At 33.7% G+C, this 20,310-nt stretch carries 17 protein-coding genes; 13 read left to right on the forward strand and 4 right to left on the reverse strand.

Annotation, left to right across the window (positions count from 1 at the left end; translation table 11 throughout):
* The first annotated feature begins 336 nt into the window (after positions 1-336).
* The 3 genes from ACKC83_RS07745 (at position 337) to ACKC83_RS07755 (ending at position 5,473) form a co-directional block, all read left to right on the forward strand.
* Complete coding sequence (locus ACKC83_RS07745; protein WP_434037620.1) at positions 337-762, forward strand: rhodanese-like domain-containing protein; 426 nt, start codon at positions 337-339, stop codon at positions 760-762.
* A gap of 317 nt (positions 763-1,079) precedes the next feature.
* Positions 1,080-3,419, forward strand: coding sequence for an alpha-L-rhamnosidase C-terminal domain-containing protein (locus ACKC83_RS07750; RefSeq protein ID WP_434037621.1), 2,340 nt, complete (start codon positions 1,080-1,082; stop codon positions 3,417-3,419).
* A gap of 68 nt (positions 3,420-3,487) precedes the next feature.
* A complete protein-coding gene (locus ACKC83_RS07755; RefSeq protein WP_434037622.1) occupies positions 3,488-5,473 on the forward strand; it encodes a glycoside hydrolase family 97 protein in 1,986 nt (661 codons plus the stop codon).
* A gap of 58 nt (positions 5,474-5,531) precedes the next feature.
* Here the strand turns inward: ACKC83_RS07755 and ACKC83_RS07760 are convergent, their stop codons facing one another.
* The 4 genes from ACKC83_RS07760 to ACKC83_RS07775 all read right to left on the reverse strand — a co-directional run bounded on the left by ACKC83_RS07760 (position 5,532) and on the right by ACKC83_RS07775 (position 9,783).
* On the reverse strand, positions 5,532-6,602 hold the full coding sequence (locus ACKC83_RS07760; RefSeq protein WP_434037623.1) for a nucleotidyltransferase family protein: 1,071 nt from the start codon (positions 6,600-6,602) through the stop codon (positions 5,532-5,534).
* A 9-nt stretch (positions 6,603-6,611) separates the two neighbouring features.
* A complete protein-coding gene (locus ACKC83_RS07765) occupies positions 6,612-7,742 on the reverse strand; it encodes a hypothetical protein (protein WP_434037624.1) in 1,131 nt (376 codons plus the stop codon).
* Between the two features lie 7 nt (positions 7,743-7,749).
* Entirely contained in the window at positions 7,750-7,983 is a 234-nt protein-coding gene (locus ACKC83_RS07770) for a hypothetical protein (protein WP_434037625.1), read from the reverse strand.
* Between the two features lie 87 nt (positions 7,984-8,070).
* Positions 8,071-9,783, reverse strand: coding sequence for a T9SS type A sorting domain-containing protein (locus ACKC83_RS07775; RefSeq protein WP_434037626.1), 1,713 nt, complete (start codon positions 9,781-9,783; stop codon positions 8,071-8,073).
* Positions 9,784-10,343: 560 nt separating this feature from the next.
* Between ACKC83_RS07775 and ACKC83_RS07780 the strand changes: the two genes are divergently transcribed.
* From ACKC83_RS07780 to ACKC83_RS07825, 10 genes are all read left to right on the forward strand, one after another.
* Positions 10,344-10,862, forward strand: coding sequence for an ArsR family transcriptional regulator (locus tag ACKC83_RS07780; protein ID WP_414036262.1), 519 nt, complete (start codon positions 10,344-10,346; stop codon positions 10,860-10,862).
* On the forward strand, positions 10,862-11,332 hold the full coding sequence (locus ACKC83_RS07785; RefSeq protein WP_434037627.1) for a UpxY family transcription antiterminator: 471 nt from the start codon (positions 10,862-10,864) through the stop codon (positions 11,330-11,332). The genes ACKC83_RS07780 and ACKC83_RS07785 overlap by 1 nt, the downstream gene beginning before the upstream one ends.
* A gap of 126 nt (positions 11,333-11,458) precedes the next feature.
* On the forward strand, positions 11,459-12,577 hold the full coding sequence (gene gmd / locus ACKC83_RS07790) for a GDP-mannose 4,6-dehydratase (protein ID WP_414036260.1): 1,119 nt from the start codon (positions 11,459-11,461) through the stop codon (positions 12,575-12,577).
* Between the two features lie 26 nt (positions 12,578-12,603).
* On the forward strand, positions 12,604-13,560 hold the full coding sequence (locus ACKC83_RS07795) for a GDP-L-fucose synthase family protein (protein WP_434037628.1): 957 nt from the start codon (positions 12,604-12,606) through the stop codon (positions 13,558-13,560).
* A gap of 7 nt (positions 13,561-13,567) precedes the next feature.
* Entirely contained in the window at positions 13,568-14,959 is a 1,392-nt protein-coding gene (locus ACKC83_RS07800) for a UDP-glucose 6-dehydrogenase (protein ID WP_434037629.1), read from the forward strand.
* A gap of 2 nt (positions 14,960-14,961) precedes the next feature.
* Positions 14,962-15,984, forward strand: a complete 1,023-nt coding sequence (locus ACKC83_RS07805) for an NAD-dependent epimerase/dehydratase family protein (RefSeq protein WP_434037630.1) — start codon at positions 14,962-14,964, stop codon at positions 15,982-15,984.
* Position 15,985: 1 nt separating this feature from the next.
* Positions 15,986-16,855, forward strand: a complete 870-nt coding sequence (locus tag ACKC83_RS07810) for an ABC transporter permease (protein ID WP_434037631.1) — start codon at positions 15,986-15,988, stop codon at positions 16,853-16,855.
* Between the two features lie 27 nt (positions 16,856-16,882).
* Positions 16,883-18,145: an ABC transporter ATP-binding protein gene (locus tag ACKC83_RS07815; protein WP_434037632.1), complete on the forward strand. Its 1,263-nt coding sequence runs from the start codon at positions 16,883-16,885 to the stop codon at positions 18,143-18,145.
* A gap of 38 nt (positions 18,146-18,183) precedes the next feature.
* Complete coding sequence (locus ACKC83_RS07820; protein WP_434037633.1) at positions 18,184-19,140, forward strand: glycosyltransferase family 10 domain-containing protein; 957 nt, start codon at positions 18,184-18,186, stop codon at positions 19,138-19,140.
* Positions 19,133-20,299 carry a glycosyltransferase family 2 protein gene (locus ACKC83_RS07825; RefSeq protein WP_434037634.1) on the forward strand — a complete coding sequence of 389 codons (1,167 nt, stop codon included), beginning with the start codon at positions 19,133-19,135 and terminating at the stop codon, positions 20,297-20,299. Before ACKC83_RS07820 ends, ACKC83_RS07825 begins: the two co-directional genes overlap by 8 nt.
* Positions 20,300-20,310: the final 11 nt, after the last annotated feature.

A 20,310-nucleotide genomic window follows, 5' to 3' on the forward strand; every position in this document is an offset into this window, starting at 1 on the left:
GAAAATAGTAGACTACTTACAGCTGGAAAATCCTCACACGGTAATATGCACGTTTCAAATACCATAATCTAAAACAAGTTATGGCACAAGGATACTTTAGTAGTTTACAGACTGCAATCAATGGTTCTTTTTAGTTTTCTTTTTCGCTATTTATAAAGTCCTCCGAGTTGATTCGCTTCTATATTTCAATAGATTAGAAGATCTATATAAACTACCTTTTTTGACATATTTTGATTTGTGTTGCTTAGTGCTTTTTAGTCTCAAAAATTATCCTTTTCTTGCCTTTTTATCCTACATGTATTAATTTTTACCTCTATAATTTTATTTTACTATCGTATGAAAAATCATCTTAAATATATTTTAATTCTAATAACAGTATTGTATACTAATTTAGTGGTCTCTCAAGAGAAAAGCACATCACTTTCTGTAGACGAATTTTCTAAAATAATGAGTGAGCAACCAGAACTTATGGTTGTGGATGTGAGAACACCCGAGGAGTTTGACAGCGGACACCTAGAAGGAGCTATAAATTATAACTGGAAATCTGAGGACTTCAATAAACAGATTTTGGATTTAGATAAATCAAAAGAAGTCTTAATCTATTGTAGAAGCGGAGCACGAAGTGCTAAGGCAGCCGAAAAAATGCGTTCAGAAGGCTTTACAGCTGTTTACGAGTTAAAAGGAGGACTAATTGATTGGAAAAAGGAAAATATGTCCGTAGTAGTTCCTGAGAGCGTAGAGCAAGGCATGAAAGTAGAGTAAGTGTTCTCTTCAAATTGATCCTCTTGCATGCAATTAAAATGTTCTGTGCCAATGCAAAATCATTATTAGATCATGAAACCGTAGCGACTTTCTTTAATATGTTCAAAAACGAACATATAGTTCCAAATTGTTGTCGACTTTCTATCTATTTGGGAGTATTATTAATGGTAAACGCTATAATGCACAAAATTAATTTCTATTTTAGTACATTGGAAATCTGATAGTACTTGTCATTTTAAAATTTAAGAAATATCCTCAGCTGTAAAATGGCTCGAATCATTGACAAATGCAATATCAAATAGAGAAAAGCATAACGGATGAATTCAAGCATTTTAAAATTTATTATTTTATTTTTTTTAGTATTATTTCCTTGTAGCAAGACCATTGCGCAAGACCAATGGAAAGCAAGCTGGATTACCGATCCTGCGCCAGCCACTCAAGATACTTCCAATGTCTGGTACAGCTTAAGAAAAGATTTTTCTCTTAATGATGCGCCTAAAGAAGCTTTGGCTAAAATTGCAGTAGATAGTAAATATTGGCTGTGGGTGAATGGTGAACTAGTTGTTTTTGAAGGAGGTCTAAAACGTGGGCCAAACCCAACCGATACCTACTACGACGAGAAAGATATTGCCAAGTATCTTAAAAAAGGAAAAAATACAATCTCAGTTTTGGCTTGGTATTTTGGTAAAGATGGTTTTTCGCATAACAGTAGCGGACAATTTGGTTTTATCTTTGAATGTATCACACCTTCAATACAAATTCTAAGTGACGACACCTGGAAAATAAAACATAATATAGCTTACGAAACATGTCCAGAACCTTTTCCTAACTTTCGGTTATCAGAGTCGAGTATTCGATACGATGCGAGGAAGGATTTAGGTGAATGGTACCAGAATAATTACAGTACCGAAAAATGGAAAAATGCACGGGTACTAGGATCTGTGCCAATGGAGCCGTGGAACAATCTTGTGCTTCGTCCGATTCCGTTTTGGAAAGATTTCGGATTAACACCTTATGTTAATACTCCTAATTTTCCTTTTACTACAGAGAAAGATACCGTGATTAGTATGGACTTGCCTGCCAATTTACAAATTACGCCATATCTTAAAGTAGAAGCTCCAGAAGGACATATAATTGAGATTAAAACGGATAACTTTAAGGGTGGTGGCGATTATAATATGTACGCACAGTATATCACTAAAAAGGGCGAGCAAGCTTACGAAAGTTATGGTTGGATAAACGGACATAAAGTATTGTATTCAATTCCGAAAGGAGTAAAAGTTTTAGATTTAAAATATCGTGAAACGGGATATAATACCGAATTTTCAGGAAGTTTCAACAGTTCAGATGAATTTCTAAATAAGATTTGGAAAAAATCGTTACGAACCTTATATGTCACCATGCGAGATACGTACATGGATTGTCCAGATAGAGAGCGTGCACAATGGTGGGGAGACGAGGTAAACGAGGGAGGAGAGGCTTTTTATGCCTTAGATACCAATAGCCATGCCTTGCTAAAAAAAGGTATGTATGAGCTCATAGGCTGGCAACGACAAGACTCTACGCTATTTTCACCTATTCCAGCGGGAAACTGGGATAAAGAATTGCCTTCGCAAATGCTTACTAGTATTGGGTATTATGGATTTTGGAATTATTACTTACATACCGAGGATAAAAAAACGATGTCGGATCTTTATGATGGTGTCCAAAAGTATTTAAAAATATGGCAAATTAACGAAGATGGTACTGTAGTGCTTCGTCGTGGTGGCTGGATTTGGGGAGATTGGGGAAGAGATAAAGATATGAAGCTCATTTTTAATGGTGTGTATTATTTGGCCTTAAAAGGTGTTCTTAATATGGCTATTTTGTTAGAAAAGCATGATGATGAAGTAGAGCTTAGGCAAAAAATGAAGGATTTAAAAGTAGGTTATAATAGAAACTTTTGGACAGGAACAGCATACCGTCATCCAGACTATAAAGGAAAAACCGATGATCGAAGTCAGGCGTTAGCCGTGGTGTCTGGTTTAGCCGATAAAGATAAATATGAAGCTCTTTTTGAAGTCTTTAAAACTGAAGAACATGCTAGTCCGTACATGGAAAAGTATGTTTTAGAAGCGTTGTTTCAAATGGGGCAAGCAGATTATGCTATTAAGCGTATGAAAAAACGCTTTGGCCCGATGGTGAATCATCCGGATTATTCTACGTTGTTTGAGGGTTGGGGTATTGGTAAAGAGGGTTTTGGAGGCGGAACAACCAATCATGCATGGAGTGGTGGTGCTTTAACTATTCTGTCTCAATATTTGTGCGGTATCAAACCTATTACTCCGGGGTATTCTAAGTTTCAGATTATTCCAAATCCAGGATCTGTTACTCAAGCCTCGGCAACTGTACAATCGGTTAAAGGTACTATAAAAAGTGAATTTGTAAATAGTCTTGATACGTTTCAACTTTCTGTTGTTGTCCCAAAAGATACCGAAGCAATTATTGGTATTCCTAACGATGATTATGTACGGATAACTTTAAATGGAACTCTAATATGGGAAAATGGGGTGTTTATTCCAAACAAAGAAATTAGAGCATTTCAAGGAGTTGTAGATAGCCATATTACATTTGAAGTAGGTCCAGAGATGTGGAAATTTGAAGCTGTAAAAAAGTAATAAAATTTAAAATTAGTAGTGCGTAATTGTATTGTTTGCAAATCCTTAGGTGGTGAAATAAAATAAATATGAAAAATAATTCTAGAATGATGTTAAAAAGAATAATGCTTTTACTTTTTATAACCTTAATTAGTCAGCAAACGTTTTCCCAAAATTTTGAAATTACATCACCCGATAAAAACATAACGCTTAAAGTTACTGTTGCAAATAATATTTCTTGGTCTGCTTCTCTAAAAGGGAATGAAATTATAAAAGAAGCTAAAATTGCAATGGATTTTTCTTCGGGGGAAGACTTTGGTGTTAAACCCCAAGTAACACATCACACTGTAAAATCATTTTCTACAATGATTTATCCAGGGGTACCACATAAGGATGCCGAAATTAAAGATGAATATACTGAAATAGCTTTAACTTTTAAAGGCAAGTATCAACTTCATATACGAGCATATAACGACGGAGTTGCGTACCAGTTTCTTGACGAGGGGAATCGTGACAGAGATGTGAATTCAGAGCAGATACAGGTGACTTTTCCTGTAGGTGCAAAATCTTTCTTTCCGCAAGAATCGACTATGTATTCTCATAATGAACGGGCGTATTTAAATAAAAATATTTCAGATATATCATCTAATGAGTTTTGTAGCCTACCGGTTGTGTTTACAACAGATAAAGCAAAAGTTTTATTAACGGAAACAGCACTTCACGATTATCCAGGCATGTTCGTTAGAGGTAATGGAAATACATCTGTAGATGCTATCTTTCCAAAATATGTTTTAGAGGCTGTCGATGCACAAAGTCAGGGAGATCGAGATCAGGTCATTACTAAAGAGGCTAATTACATTGCAAAAGTATCAGGAAAAAGAGCATATCCTTGGAGGGTTTTTATTATAAGTGACGACGATAGAACGTTTGTAGAAAGTAATCTAACCTATCAATTGGCAAGACCGCAGGCAATCGAAAATACGGAGTGGATTAAATCTGGTAAAGTGGCTTGGGATTGGTATAATGCCAATAATATTTATGGCGTAGATTTTAAATCGGGATTAAACACAGCGACTTATAAGTATTATATTGATTTTGCTTCATCTAACCATATTGAGTACGTTATTTTGGATGAAGGTTGGACGAAATCTACTATGGAAATTCTTGATTTCAATCCCGATATAGATGTCCCTGAATTAATTCGTTATGCAAAAGAAAAAGATGTAGATATTATTCTTTGGGCGTTATGGAAACCTCTGGATGCCAATCTTAAAGAAATACTAGAGACATATAAAAGTTGGGGCGTAAAAGGCGTTAAAATAGATTTTATACAACGAAACGATCAGTATGTTGTAAACTCTTACGAACGTATTGCAAAAGAATGTGCAAGACTAGAACTGTTAGTCGATTTTCATGGTTCATTTAAACCTTCTGGTTTACGACGGGTTTATCCAAATGTTATTAATTACGAAGGCGTAAAGGGAAGTGAAAATAATAAATGGAGTAAGGATATTACGCCAGAGCATAATGTAACCATTCCTTTTATTCGTATGGCGGCAGGACCTATGGATTACACGCCCGGCGCTATGAGTAATGCGCAGAGACAAAATTTTGCCGTTAAGGGAAAACGTCCAATGAGTATGGGAACACGTGCCCATCAAGTCGCTATGTACGTTGTTTACGAAGCACCGTTACAAATGCTTTGCGATTCTCCATCGCGATATTATAAAGAACAGGAAACTGTAGATTTTATAACTCAAATTCCAACAACCTGGGACGAGACAGTAGTGCTTCATGGAGCCATTGGCGATTATATTGCTGTGGCGAGAAGAAATGGAGATACTTGGTATGTTGGAGCGATGACTGATTGGTCGTCAAGACAATTAGAATTAGACCTTTCTTTTCTTAAGGCTGGCGATTATAAGATGGAAGTGTTTAAAGATGGTGTAAATGCAAACCGTTTTGCAGAAGATTATACGGTAGAAACGCTAGATGTAAATCAGACATCTAAAGTGACGGCAGATATGTCGCATGGAGGTGGTTGGTCTGCTATAATCTCAATGAAGAAGGATTAATTGAAGCGGTTTCTTATTAGGTAAGAATTTATAGTACAAGAAACCGAGATCGTCACATTTAAAGTTTAGATTTAATAAAGTCTTTAATGCGTTGCCGATCGTTTAATACATCTTTTCTATAGTTTCGATTGACTAGGAAAAACCAAGTACGATGGAGTACTAGTTTTAAAAGTTTTATATAGGAGAGGATTTTATAATGCCAAAACCCGAAATTTTGATATTTGTTTTTTAATAGATAGACTTTAGTGTTGTATGTTAGTCTTAACGATGTTGGAGGCTTTGGAATGTCGTTAAAATAAAGCCGACCTAAATTAAAATTATTTTTAAGATGTCTGTTTTTAAATAATTCTTTTTCGTCATCCAATTCTAAATGAGGTAAAAGGACTAATGTGTCGTAAAAATTTTTAAGTCCGATAAAATTATAAAACGATCCAAAATCATTGATTTGAAAATTCAGCACATTGTGAATTAATAAATGTTTCACAGAAGGAATTGGGATGTTTGTGATCTCTATAAATTGTTTGTTTTCTAAGACATGAACTGGATGTAATGCTTTCTGATCTTTATCTAGAAGTTTAAAATGTATTTCTACAGCTCCGATGTAATCTTTTGAAGCTAGTCTTAAGAGGTGTTTATCTTCAAAATACTTAGGGCTTATAGTTGGTTCTTTTGCGTAAGTATATCCATTATCTATTAATACATCGAAGGCTTGTTGGCATTGTGCTCTTGGAATTAAAATATCTATATCTCCAATCATGCGTTCGCCTATGTCTTCGTAGTAATTAGATGCAATCATTGCGGCGCCTTTTAGATATACATGTTCTATATTTTTTGTTTTAAACCAAGAGCTTATAAGTTTTACTTCTTGTAATAAGGCGTTATTTCGCTCTTTATTTAAATCGAATATGTAGGCAAGGTAGTGTTGTAAGTCTTGGGGTAAGTATTGCAGTAAATCTTTAGATTTTAGTCTGGAGTACAACGTGGGAATAACTAATTGTCTGCTACCTTCACTAATTATACTTTCCCAGTTAAAAACATGATTTATTATATCTTGTTTTAAAGAAAGTTGGTCCGTTTTAAAACTTAGTATACGGGAAATGTGAGTTAGTGTAACTTCAAGAGGACTCATAACGCTTACTTATTCGTCTTTAAAGATAGTCGAAAAAATATCAATTGCATCTTGATTATTGCTGTAGGTAAGTCTATAAAATGTGACAGTGCTTATCCAATTAAGAAAAGCTTTTGCGTTTTCTGGTTTAGGGGAAATCCAGGAATCTGGAATTAATATTTCAAGAGCTGTTTTTGCATCGAGGGTGTCTAAAATTACATCTGCATCTTTCTTGTAATTAATTAAAACTATAGATTTACACGGCAGGTGATTTTGTTTAGGTTTTGGAGGTGCAATATATTTTATGCCACCTTTGTAAGCTCTTAAAAAGCTTTGAGGGATATTGTCAAAATTAGGTATTAAGGGTTTTATTGTTGAAAATGCGCCAGGCTTAATAGAGATGCCACCAGGGAAATAGTAGGTGTTTAAATCGGCTCTTAAAATAGGAGTCGTGTCGTCGGCAATTAATTGGTAGCCATGATGTGCTAAGATTGTTGTTAAAGTGCTTTTTCCACTTCCAGACGTTCCAATTAGCATTATGGATTCTGAGTTTTTTGCTACGGTAGACGCGTGAAATAATCCAATCCAATCATGTTCTTCTTTACCATATAAAGAAGAAATAAGTTCCATATTAAATTTTCCTTGCAATTCATGAAAATGTTGAGTTTCGCATGCTTTAATAAATTGATTGTTTTTAAAAAGCATTATTTTCTGATTTGCTTCATGTATATCGAACCAAAAATCAGGTTTCGATATGTCGGAAGTTTCTAAGTGGCAAATTTGAGGATGAATGTAACTAAGTAATGTGTCTGATTGCACATGGATTTTAAAGTTTAGTCCCTCCGAAGTGTATGATTTAGATATAACCCTATTGTTTAGCTCTAAATTATATTTAGGTTTAAGATTTTCTGGTTCGGGTGTATTTCTGTCTATAAGGAATTTATTAATATCCTTGTACAACGCACTAGCTTGTTCTTCAGTTAGATTAAATTCGTCTTTGTATGCATTTACGCAAAGATTTATAGTATCTAAATTAAAATATATTTCAATACAATAAAACAATCCATTATTAACTATAGCATACTGGTTCGAAAGTTCGAACCAAAGTATTTTATAATCAATAATGGATTGTGAATATTTAGGTTTTAGATCAGTGTTCAATAATTTATTAAAAATTATTTTTTACTTGACTCTTATTAATAAATTCTGAAGACTGCTCTTTTGAATCTGTTGGGGTGTCTTGAGGGGCTACGCGAGACCCTGGAGGTCCAATCGGCGTGCTGGTGTTTTGAGCACGTAAAGGCGATAATATAGCAAATGTTCCAACGGCCGTAAATGCAGCATATTTTCCCATTTTTTTTATGGCTTCTTTACGAGTTATCTCTGTGTGTTTGTTTTCCATAAATTGTTTTTTTAAATATGCAAAAAAAAAAGTTAAAGTGCAATAAATTCAGTGTAAAGGTAAATTAAGTTTTTGATATGCAAAAGATTATTTTAAAATAACTCGCTTTGCAATATTCTTACCAGCAGGGGTTTTAACTTTTACTATATAAATACCGCTACCGTAATTAGAAGAGTTTATTTGGTACTCGTTAACTGTATTGCTTATTGTTGTGCTGTTAATTAGTCTTCCTTGTATATCGAATACTGAAAGTTTCGTATTCTTTTCAAGTAATCCTTTTATGCTAATAGAATGGTTAGCCGAAATAAATTGTAAAGTTTCAAAAGTACTATCTTCGTCTATAGATAATCGCTCTTCGTTAGTCACATGTACAACAAAACGTCCCAATCCCGTTAATTTTTCCTCTGTGGTAAACGTATATGCTTTATTATTTAAAGTTGTCCAGGTATTGGTTTTAGTGTCTTCTAGGTAAACAATAGCGTTAGCATCTAAAATATTTTCTTTAAGGTCTATTGTAATTTGTTGTCCCTCTGGAGCCTGAATCCCTAAAGGAATTGCAGTACCAGAATTTTCTAATGCTGTGGTTGGAATAGCTTGTATTCCTAGTTTGTAATTAGAATTTTCTTCTGATTCTGCCACTCGTGTATACATAGTAAATCCAGAAGGATTAGAACCATAAATTGATGTATCGAATTCTTCGTCTAAACCTAAAGAAGCTTCATCTGTAAAATATATGTTGGTGTAGTGTTTTTCTTCCGTACCCGCAGATAAATTTAAAGAAATGTAAGGAACAGCTTCTTCCTCTTCTTCAATATCTCCTCTTCCACTTATAAAATCATCTCCACCAGTATCACTAGCCACTGATCTCATACCTTTATTAAAAAACATTGTCGTGTTTTCCAAAACGGCTACATAAAACCCCTGTCCTGGTGCAATTTTATACTCACTTAAACTGTTAAATACGATCCAATAAGACCCGTTATTTGCATAAATACCGCTTTTTATAGGTTGAAATTTATCGGAGTTATTGCGAATAATTGTTCTAGCTCGAACATAGGAAGTATATGGGTTTCCAATCAAATTCCACTGTGAGGCAATTGTTTCTGGTGTGTGAAATACGGGTAAATCGAAAGACTCTGTAATCATATTACCTTTAAAGGTTAGAATATTGTCTGAAGATGCTGTAGCAGCATGATATCCTACTCCTGGTGTAAAAAGCACTGCATTGTCGCTGCTATTAGATGTGTCCCACTCTAAATACGTTCCAGAGGTTTTGTCCCAAGTACCAAATCGTTTAATAGTAGTTGTACCGTAGGGTTCGTATATGTTGTTATTATTCGTGGCGAAATCACCAAAATTTTCACCAAATAAAGGAGCTGAAATAAATTGACTACGTGGTCCAGGCTTTACATAAAGATCGTAGGTTAGTAATCCTGTAGAAGTGCCTTCTACATATATTGCGCCGTATTGTGTTGAATTGGATGTGATGGTTAAATTATCATTTGTAATTAAATTTCCTTCTTCTAATAACACCCAAGTCCCCGGTAATATAGTTGCACTACCGTCTTCTAAGATGGTTAAATTAACACATCTTGTTTTTTCGGGAAAAATGACATGACCTTTTTCAATAATAATATTTCTGTTTCGGCTCGTTTCTAAAGTGTTACCTGGTTCTCTGCCGTCTTTCCAACCGTTGTAGCCACCATTCTCAGGCAGATCTGTATTGTAAATAAGATCTTGTGAGTATCCTAAAGTGGAGAAGGTTAGGCTCAGTAAAATTAAATAGTAAATTTTCTTCATAGTATTTTTTTTAAGTAAGTAGGTTCTAGGCTGTTGTAGCTAATATTTTAATACAAATATAGATACTGTGTATAACTATGATATAAATTTTATTTTTATTAGCTGAAATACTGTTTAATATCGTTGAATTGTAAAATTTAACTTTTTTAGTGTATTATTTGTAGGTTTTAGATTACAAATTAAATTGTTTTGATACTAATCTCTATTTCTGCCTTATTTTTTTGCGAATATCTTACTAGAAGGTGTGATTAATTGGTGTTTTATGTTAATATTGCTTAATTGCGGATTAACACTTAGAAGTACTTCAGAAATTGCGGTATAATTTATTTGTGGTGCAATAAGAATTCATAAAGAGTCTCTTAATGATATTTAGAAGTGGAAGTTAAGTTGAGAATTATTTGTTTTTTTATAAGATTTGGAGTGATTTAAGTAATAATTACTAAGAATATTGTGGCTTTGTTAATTCTTTGTTATTTAACTGTTTTAATAAAATAATTTTTTGTAATTAATTTTGCTGTTTCGTAAAAAGGAGTAGTTTTGTTACTCGTTTTAAAAACCATATGTTAGAATCTCTAATTACCTCAAAGACAAGAATTCGTATTTTAGTTAAGCTATTCCTTAGCGCTAATAATAGTGGGTATTTAAGAGGTTTGGCCTTGGAGTTTAACGAGTCTACTAATTCTATAAGAAAAGAACTTAATCAATTGTCTTCAGCAGGCTATCTCGGAAAAGAGAAAGAGCAAAACAAAGTAACATACAAAGCAAATACCGAACATCCTTTATTTTACCCATTGCAAAATATGGTAAGAAAATATGTGGGGTTAGATACAATTGTTGCTACTGTACTGGCGCGTATGGGTCATGTATCTCGTGTTATTGTTATTGGAGATTATGCAGAAGGCAAAGATTCAGGTCTTATAGATGTCGTAGTAGAAGGAGAAAATTTGAATACAATATATATTAATCAAATGGCAGGCAAAATAGAATCGGAAATAAAAAGAAAGGTTAATTTTTCTTTTACAGATTCCTATCAGCAAAAAAATGGGCTTGTTATATATGATGAATCGATAGAGAAGTGATGAAGTCAAGGTGGTATGTTGTCTATACGAAGTCTAGAAACGAGAAAAAGGTCGAGGCTAATTTAAATCGTTTAGGAATAGAGGCTTACTGTCCTGTGAAAACTGAGATTCGAGTTTGGAGCGATAGAAAGAAGAAAGTATTTGTACCTTTATTACCGTCCATGGTTTTAGTTAAACTTTTGGAATCTGAACGCAATGAGGTGTTTAATGTACCGGGAGTGGTGAGATATATGTTTTGGAATGGAGAGCCTGTAGTGGTTAGAGAAGATGAGGTTGCGGTGTTGAAAGAGGTAGAGCAGAGCAAGGATATGACGTTGGAGAGTGTTGATGTTTTAAAACCAGGAGCACGTGTCGAAATGTCTGATTTTGGATTCGGTGAGGAATATGGAGAGGTTAAACATGTGTCGGGTAATCAATGTTGGGTGGTGTTGAAGAAATTAGGTTTTGTAGTTAAACTACAGCTTCAGTAAAGTGAAGTATTAAAATAAAGATTAAATTGGAGCAACCAGTAATGGGGTGCACCACGGCGAAGCCGTGAGTAATGCGGAATAAATAAAAAAAATAACATAACATATTTTGTAAATATTATCAGTCTTATGAAACAAAAAGTAGCTTTAATTACAGGTGTAACTGGCCAAGATGGTGCTTATTTAAGTGAGTTTTTATTAAAAAAAGGATACGAAGTCCACGGTTTAAAACGTAGATCTTCACTTTTTAACACAGATCGTATCGATCATTTATACCAAGATCCGCATATCGATGGTCGTAATTTCTTTTTGCATTACGGGGATATGACTGATAGTACAAATCTTATTCGCTTAATAAAAGAAATTCAGCCAGACGAAATTTATAATTTGGCGGCAATGAGTCACGTACATGTATCTTTCGAAATTCCTGAATATACAGGAAATGCAGATGGATTAGGGACATTACGTATTTTAGATGCTGTTCGTTTATTAGGTTTAGAAAAGAAAACAAGAATTTATCAGGCGTCTACTTCAGAGTTGTACGGAAAAGTACAGGAAGTTCCTCAATCGGAAACTACTCCATTTTATCCGCGTAGTCCATATGCAGTTGCAAAAATGTATGCTTACTGGATTACCGTAAATTATCGTGAGGCTTATAATATGTATGCTTGTAATGGTATTTTATTTAATCATGAATCTCCAATTCGTGGGGAAACGTTTGTAACGCGTAAAATTACTAGAGCGGTTTCAAGAATTGCTTTAGGTCTTCAAGATAAATTTTTCTTAGGAAATTTAGATGCACAACGTGACTGGGGACATGCTAAAGATTATGTTCGTATGATGTGGATGATTCTTCAGGCTGAAGAAGCTGAAGACTGGGTTATCGCTACAGGAAAAACAACTCCAGTAAGAGATTTCGTAAAAATGGCTTTCTCTGAATTAGGGATTACCTTAGAGTTTAAAGGGGAAGGTGTTGACGAAAAAGCATATGTAGCCTCTTGTGATAATGCAGATTTTCAATTAGAAATAGGAAAAGAAGTTTTAGCTGTAGATCCTAAATATTTTAGACCAACAGAGGTTGAACTATTAATAGGAGATGCATCAAAAGCAAATAATAAATTAGGCTGGATTCCTGAATATGATTTAAACGACCTTGTTAAGGATATGATGAAAAGTGACTTAAAGTTGATGCAAAAAGATCAATTCCTAAGAGAAGGAGGTTACGATACTCTAAACTATTTTGAATAATCTGTAATAGATTTATCTAAAGTATTATGAATAAAAATTCAAAAATTTATATAGCTGGTCATCGTGGTATGGTAGGTTCTGCCGTTTGGCGTGCCTTAGAAGCAGATGGTTATACTAATCTTATTGGGCGAACGAGTTCCGAATTAGATTTACGAAATCAAGATGCAGTAAGTCAGTTTATAATTTCAGAAGAACCAGATGTCGTTATTGATGCAGCAGCACGTGTAGGAGGAATTCTTGCGAATAGTGAGTATCCATATCAGTTTTTAATGGAAAATCTGCAGATTCAGAATAATCTTATAGACGCGGCTCATAAACAGGGAGTAGAAAAGTTTATCTTTTTAGGAAGCTCTTGTATATACCCTAAATTAGCGCCTCAACCTTTAAAAGAGGAGCATTTACTTACCGACTCATTAGAACCTACAAACGAATGGTATGCTATAGCTAAAATTACTGGTGTTAAAGCTTGTGAGGCTATTAGAAAACAATACGGTAAAGATTATGTAAGTTTAATGCCTACAAATCTATACGGTTCGTTTGATAATTTCGATTTAAAAACATCACACGTTTTACCTGCCATGTTACGTAAGTTTCATGAGGCTAAAGAAAACGGAAATGGACCAGTTACTTTGTGGGGTAGCGGTACACCGATGCGTGAATTTTTATATGTAGACGATATGGCGCAAGCTGTAGTTTTTGCTGTGAATAATACGTTGCCCGAACATTTGTATAATGTAGGTACGGGCACAGATGTCACTATAAAAGAATTAGCAGAAACGATACAGAAGGTTGTAGGTCATGAAGGTGATATTATTTGGGATTCAGAAAAACCAGATGGTACACCAAGAAAACTAATGGATGTTTCAAAATTGAAGCACGCAGGATGGAGTTACAAAACAGAATTATTACAAGGAATTGAAAATACATACGCTTGGTTTCTAGATCATCAAGCTTCATTAAAACAAGTTAAATTATCTAAATAAAATCAGAATGAAAATTAAGAACATTTGCTGTATAGGCGCGGGTTATGTTGGAGGCCCAACAATGGCGGTAATCGCACAAAAAAATCCAGGTATTAAAGTTACTGTAGTAGATTTAAATGTTGAGCGTATAGCGGCATGGAATGATACTAATTTAGATAATTTACCAATTTACGAGCCAGGCTTAGATAAAGTTGTAGGTGAAGCTCGTGGTAGAAATTTGTTTTTTTCTACAGAAGTAGATAAAGCTATCGATGAAGCCGAAATGGTATTTATCTCTGTAAATACACCAACAAAAACATATGGTGTAGGAAAAGGAATGGCTGCCGACTTAAAATATATCGAATTATGTGCACGTCAGATAGCACGTGTGTCTAAAAGCGATAAAATTATTGTAGAAAAATCAACTTTACCGGTTCGTACGGCCCAAGCAATTAAAAGCATTTTAGACAACACTGGTAACGGAGCGAAGTTTCAAATTCTATCAAATCCTGAGTTTTTGGCAGAAGGAACAGCTGTTGAAGATTTAATGGCTCCAGATCGTGTGCTTATTGGAGGAGAACAAACACCTGAAGGTTTAGAAGCTATTGATGCATTAGTAAACGTGTACGGAAGTTGGGTAGCTAAAGAAAATATTTTAACAACTAATTTGTGGTCATCTGAATTATCTAAATTAACTGCAAATGCATTCTTGGCACAACGTGTATCTTCTATAAATGCATTGTCAGAATTATGTGAAGTTACTGGAGCCGATGTTAATGAAGTGGGAAGAGCTATAGGGAAAGATAGTCGTATTGGACCAAAATTCTTAAAAGCTTCTGTTGGATTTGGAGGTTCTTGTTTCCAGAAAGATATTTTAAACTTAGTTTATATTTCAAAATCGTATGGCTTAGATGCTGTTGCCGATTATTGGGAACAAGTTATTATTATGAATGATCACCAAAAACATCGTTTTGCAAAGAATATTGTTAAGACATTATATAATACGGTTTCTGGTAAAAAAATTGCATTTTTAGGTTGGGCATTTAAGAAAGATACCAACGATACAAGAGAATCTGCTGCTATTTATGTTGCTGATATTTTATTAGACGAACAAGCTAATATTGTAGCTTACGATCCTAAAGTAACGGCTCAACAAATGTATGGTGATTTAGATTACTTACAAACTAGAGATTCTGCTTCAAACGAAAAAGGATTAACGGTAGTAAACGATCCTTATGAAGCGCTTAATGGCGCACATGCTATTGCAGTATTAACAGAATGGGATGAGTTTAAAGTTTACGATTGGCAAAAAGTATATGATAATATGCAAAAGCCAGCTTTTGTTTTTGATGGACGTAGCGTATTAGATAAAGCCGAGTTAGAAAAAATCGGTTTTCAAGTATACGTTATTGGGCAGTAATTATGGAGGTAAAAACAATTCTTGTAACTGGCGCAGCCGGATTTATTGGATTTCATGTTGCTAAACAGCTTTTAAGTTTAGGGCATCACGTAATTGGACTTGATAATATCAGTGATTACTACGATGTGGATTTAAAGTTTGAGCGTTTAAGGCAATTAGGAATTCAGAGGGAGCATGCAGAACAGGAGTTGGAATTATGTTCTAGTTCTACACACGGTCTCCAAATGCAATTTATTAAAATGAATTTGGAAGACCGTGTGGCTATGCCTAAGCTTTTTAAAACTCAAAATATTGATGTCGTTTGTAATCTGGCTGCTCAAGCTGGAGTGCGATACTCCATTGTAAATCCTAATGCTTATGCAGATAGTAATATCATAGGATTTTTAAATGTTCTGGAATGTTGCAGACATGCTAATATTAGTAAATTAGTGTATTCTAGTAGTTCTAGTGTTTATGGAAATAGTGATAGTGTCCCTTTTAAAGAAACTGCAAATGTAGATCATCCAATTAGTTTATATGCAGCAACAAAAAAAGCAAATGAATTGATGGCACATACTTATAGTCATCTATATGGTTTTGAAACCATAGGATTAAGGTTTTTCACGGTATATGGACCGTGGGGAAGGCCAGATATGGCTATGTTTTTATTTACCGATGCTATAATAAATGACAAGCCTATAAAAGTATTTAATAATGGGGAATTGTCTCGGGATTTTACTTATGTCGACGATATCGTTTCCGGGGTCATATCAACTTTACTACAACCGTCAGATTCAAGTAGCTTATATAAACTGTACAATATAGGGAATAGTAAACCTATTAAATTATTAGATTATATCGAAGCCATCGAGATTGCTATAGGTAAAGATGCTATTAAGGAGATGTTACCTATGCAAGATGGTGATGTTAAGCAGACTTATGCAGATGTTACGAAACTTAAAAAACAATATAATTATCAACCAAAAACCAATGTAAGCGAGGGTGTAACAGCTTTTGTTAATTGGTACAAATCGTATTATAATTAATATGCAAGATTCATTAAAAACCCAGGATTGGACATTAGAGATACATCCTAAAACCAGTCTATTTAATTTAAACCTACAAGACGTTTGGCGTTATCGCGATCTATTAGTATTGTTTGTACGTCGTGATTTTGTCGCTGTTTATAAACAAACTGTACTTGGGCCATTATGGTTTGTTATTCAGCCAATATTTACGGCATTAGTTCAATTATTTGTTTTTACAAATATAGCAGAGTTATCTACAGATGGTATTCCCCCAATGGTATTTTACCTGGCAGGTAATGTGATGTGGCAGTATTTTTCGGGTTGTTTAACTTTAACTTCTAATACATTTAGAAATAATGCGAGTATTTTCGGAAAAGTATATTTTCCTAGATTAATTACACCATTATCCCTCATTTTGTCTCAAATGTTAAAATTTGTAATTCAATTTGTTTTATTCTTTTGTGTTTGGCTCTATTTTTTCTTTGATACTAGTGCTGATGCTGTTGCTTTAAATCCAAATTGGGCTATTGCTTTGGTGCCGGTGTTGGTGTTAATTATGGCAGGATTAGCTTTAGGTGTTGGAATGATTATATCTGCATTAACTACAAAATATCGTGATTTCACATTTTTATTATCCTTTGCAGTGCAATTATTAATGTATGGAACGGTTGTTATCTATCCTTTATCAAGCGCACCTGAACAGTATAGAAATTTTATCCTTGCAAACCCAATGACACCGCTTATTGAAACTTTTAGATACGCCTTCACAGGTGCAGGATCATTTAGTTGGTTGTATTTGGGGTATAGTTTTGCCTTTATGTTGGTTATGTTAGCTATCGGAGTTGTTACCTTTAATAAGGTGGAAAAAACCTTTATGGATACTGTTTAGTATTAATTTTATAATAAAAAATTTAAAATGTCAAAACCAGTTATAAAGCTTGAAAATATAAGTAAACAGTATCGATTAGGAACTATCGGTACTGGAACGATTGCACACGATATGAATAGATGGTGGCAAACAAAAATACTTAACAAAGAAGATCCATATTTAAAAGTGGGGGATACTAACGACAGGAGTAACAAGGGTGATAGTGAGTATGTCTGGGCTTTAAAAGGTCTTAATTTAGAAATTAAAGAAGGAGATGTTGTTGGTATTATTGGTAGAAATGGTGCTGGTAAAAGTACACTTTTAAAACTTTTATCTAGGATAACCTCTCCTACGACGGGAAGTGTTAAAATTAAGGGAAGGTTAGCTTCCCTATTAGAAGTAGGTACGGGATTTCACCCAGAATTAACGGGTAGAGAAAATATTTACTTGAACGGCGCAATTTTGGGAATGACTAAGGCAGAAGTTACCTCTAAATTAGATGAAATTATTGAGTTTTCAGGTTGTGCACGGTATATAGATACGCCTGTGAAAAGATACTCTTCTGGTATGACTGTAAGAGTTGGTTTTGCAGTTGCAGCCTTTTTAGAACCAGAAATTTTAGTTGTCGATGAGGTACTAGCGGTTGGTGATGCCGAATTTCAGAAAAAGGCAATTGGTAAAATGAAATCTGTTTCTCGTGAAGGGAGAACCGTTTTATTTGTTAGTCATAATATGTCCTCAATTAAAAATTTATGTACAAAAGGAATCTTATTAAGCCAAGGTAGTGTTGAATTTGTAGGAACTGCTGAAGAAACGGTAGAATATTATTTAAAACAAGACGCTACAATATATGATAAAGATGAGGTTGTAGATAAAGGAGGAAATAAAGATGTTGAAATTATTGATTATAAGTCTTATAAGGCAGGTGAGGAGAATAATTCATTTTATACCGGTGATGAGTTTGTAATGGAAGTTCAATTAAAATTTAACGAATTTATAGGTGATATAGATTTAGGTGTAAATTTTAAAAATAGTAACCTTGAATTGACTACTCACATTACTAATTTGGATGAACATATAGCGATAAGCGGAAATAAGGGAGAAATCAAAAAAGTAAAAATTATAATTCCTAATATTAATTTTGCTCCCGATTTTTATTATATAGATATTGGTATGGTTGCGGCTGGAAAAATACTACATGTGCTAGAAAATTGCTTTAAAATAGATGTTCAGAAGGGACCAAACATAGGGAGACCGAATTTGTTTCCGAAACAAGCAAAAGTCTTTACTCCAACCACTTGGGAGATCTAGTTCTTATAATTTAATTAAACAAATATTGTAATAAATTTATGGTTGTAAGAATTATTAAAGATTGGAACGCTCCAGATATTTTTAGGCAAATTCCTAATGGAGGTAAAATTTGGGACCAGGTTGAATTTACGACTGATGAAATAAGAGAATGCGATTATTTAGTGGTTTTAAATACTACAAATAAAGAAGTGATAATTAAATGCCGGAAAAACGGAAAATTCTTATTAACTCAAGAGCCACCAATACCTAGGTATGAATGGCATAAAAAATTGTTCAAGTACGTCGACGAAGTTTTTACATCATGGGATATTAAGGATACCAAGATAATTAATAGCCATGGCTGTTTACCATGGCACATTAATAAAACTTTTGATGAGTTGAATAAGTTGGAACCTAACCACGGTTTTATTAAACAAGATAAAATATCTTGGATTACCAGTAATTTAAGGTTAAATAAGGGGCATATTCTTAGAATGGACTTTAAAGATAAGATAGAAGGACATTTGGATTTTGATTTATTTGGAAGAGGGTTCAAGGAGATAGACGATAAGTTTGATGTAATCTATCCTTATAAATATAGTTTTGCAATAGAAAATTCGTGTTATGATGACTACTGGACCGAAAAAATAGCAGACTGTTTTTTATCTTGGACTGTTCCAATTTACTATGGTTGTAACAATATTTCTAAATATTTCCCAAAGAATTCAATGATTCAGATAGATCCTAATCATCCAGAGGAAGCAGTGAAAATAATTCAAAAAGCTATAGATGAAAATTTTTGGGAAAAGAACTTAGATAGTCTTAAAGAAGCGAGAGATCTTGTGTTGAATAAATATCAATTATTTCCTTTTATTGCGAACAAATTGAAAACTACTAATCATCAGCAAAAGGTATGGTCTTATTTGCCTAAGAACGTTGCAGACGGTCCTATTGATGAAACAATGGTCTTCAAGAAACAGACGAAAATGAAAATTAAAAATATTTTAAATGTCTAACGGTATTTCCATTATTGTAGGATATCGTAATCGGGATAGTATTAGAGTAAAACGATATTTTGATTCATTAGTTAATCAGTCTAGTACCGATTTCGAATTAATCTTTGTTGATTATGGTAGTGACTGTGAGATTTCTAACGAGATTAAATTATTGACATCCCAGTATGATTTTTGCAATTATATTTATAATGATACTCGAGGTTGGCCTTGGAACAGGTCTCATGCCTTAAATTCAGGATTAAAGGTAGCTACTGGTGAATATGTCCTTTTTAGTGATATAGATTTAATCTATTCTTCAGATTTTATAGCAACACTTTTAAAGTACGCAGACCCTAAAAAACAATTATTTAAGCAGTTTTATTTATTGCCTAATACATATAATTATCAAACAGCTAGTATTAAAATTGAAGAAAATTTTGGTATTACTGCTTATGGTACTAAAGGTGCTATCCATTTGGTATCCAGAGAGGAACTATTGCATATTAATGGTTTTGATGAGTTTTATTGTTTTTGGGGCTTAGAAGATAATGACCTGTTTAGTCGTTTAGATCAACAAGGTTTAAAAGAGGAATGGATACCGTTAGAAGAATCTCCGGTATACCACCAATGGCATCCAATTGTTTCCAATCAGAAACCATTTTTCTTTCCAGATAAATGGTACGAACAAATGCAACTGTATTTTCATTTAAACAAGAAAAATGTAATTAGGAATCAATCCATTACATGGGGGATAATATTAGGGAAAACATCGCGCGAAATATTTAATCGAAAAATAGAAAAACAAGTTAATATTCCCGATAAAATTGTTTTGAATACCAAATCAGAATTATTGAAGGCTATAATTGAAGACTTAAATAATCTTGATAGTGAAGAATATATAAGTATTTATATTCCAATACCTAACAAGCCAGAGAAATATTCGAATAAAATTGTTTCAACTATTTTAATAAACTTAAACAAACTACTTTCCAGAGATACTGTTAATATTAACAATAAATATATTAAACATATTGAGCGATTAGCTTCTTACAATAAAGCTATTTTAATTCCGGAAATAGATCTTTATTTTGTGGTGTGGCAATTAATTAAGTTTGAAACAATAATAAAGGATTATACGTTACATATTGATAATGATAGCATTAAGATAAAATTGTGCTAAGTAATTATAAC

It is taken from the genome of Formosa bonchosmolovskayae (assembly GCF_051016085.1).
Classification (GTDB): domain Bacteria; phylum Bacteroidota; class Bacteroidia; order Flavobacteriales; family Flavobacteriaceae; genus Formosa.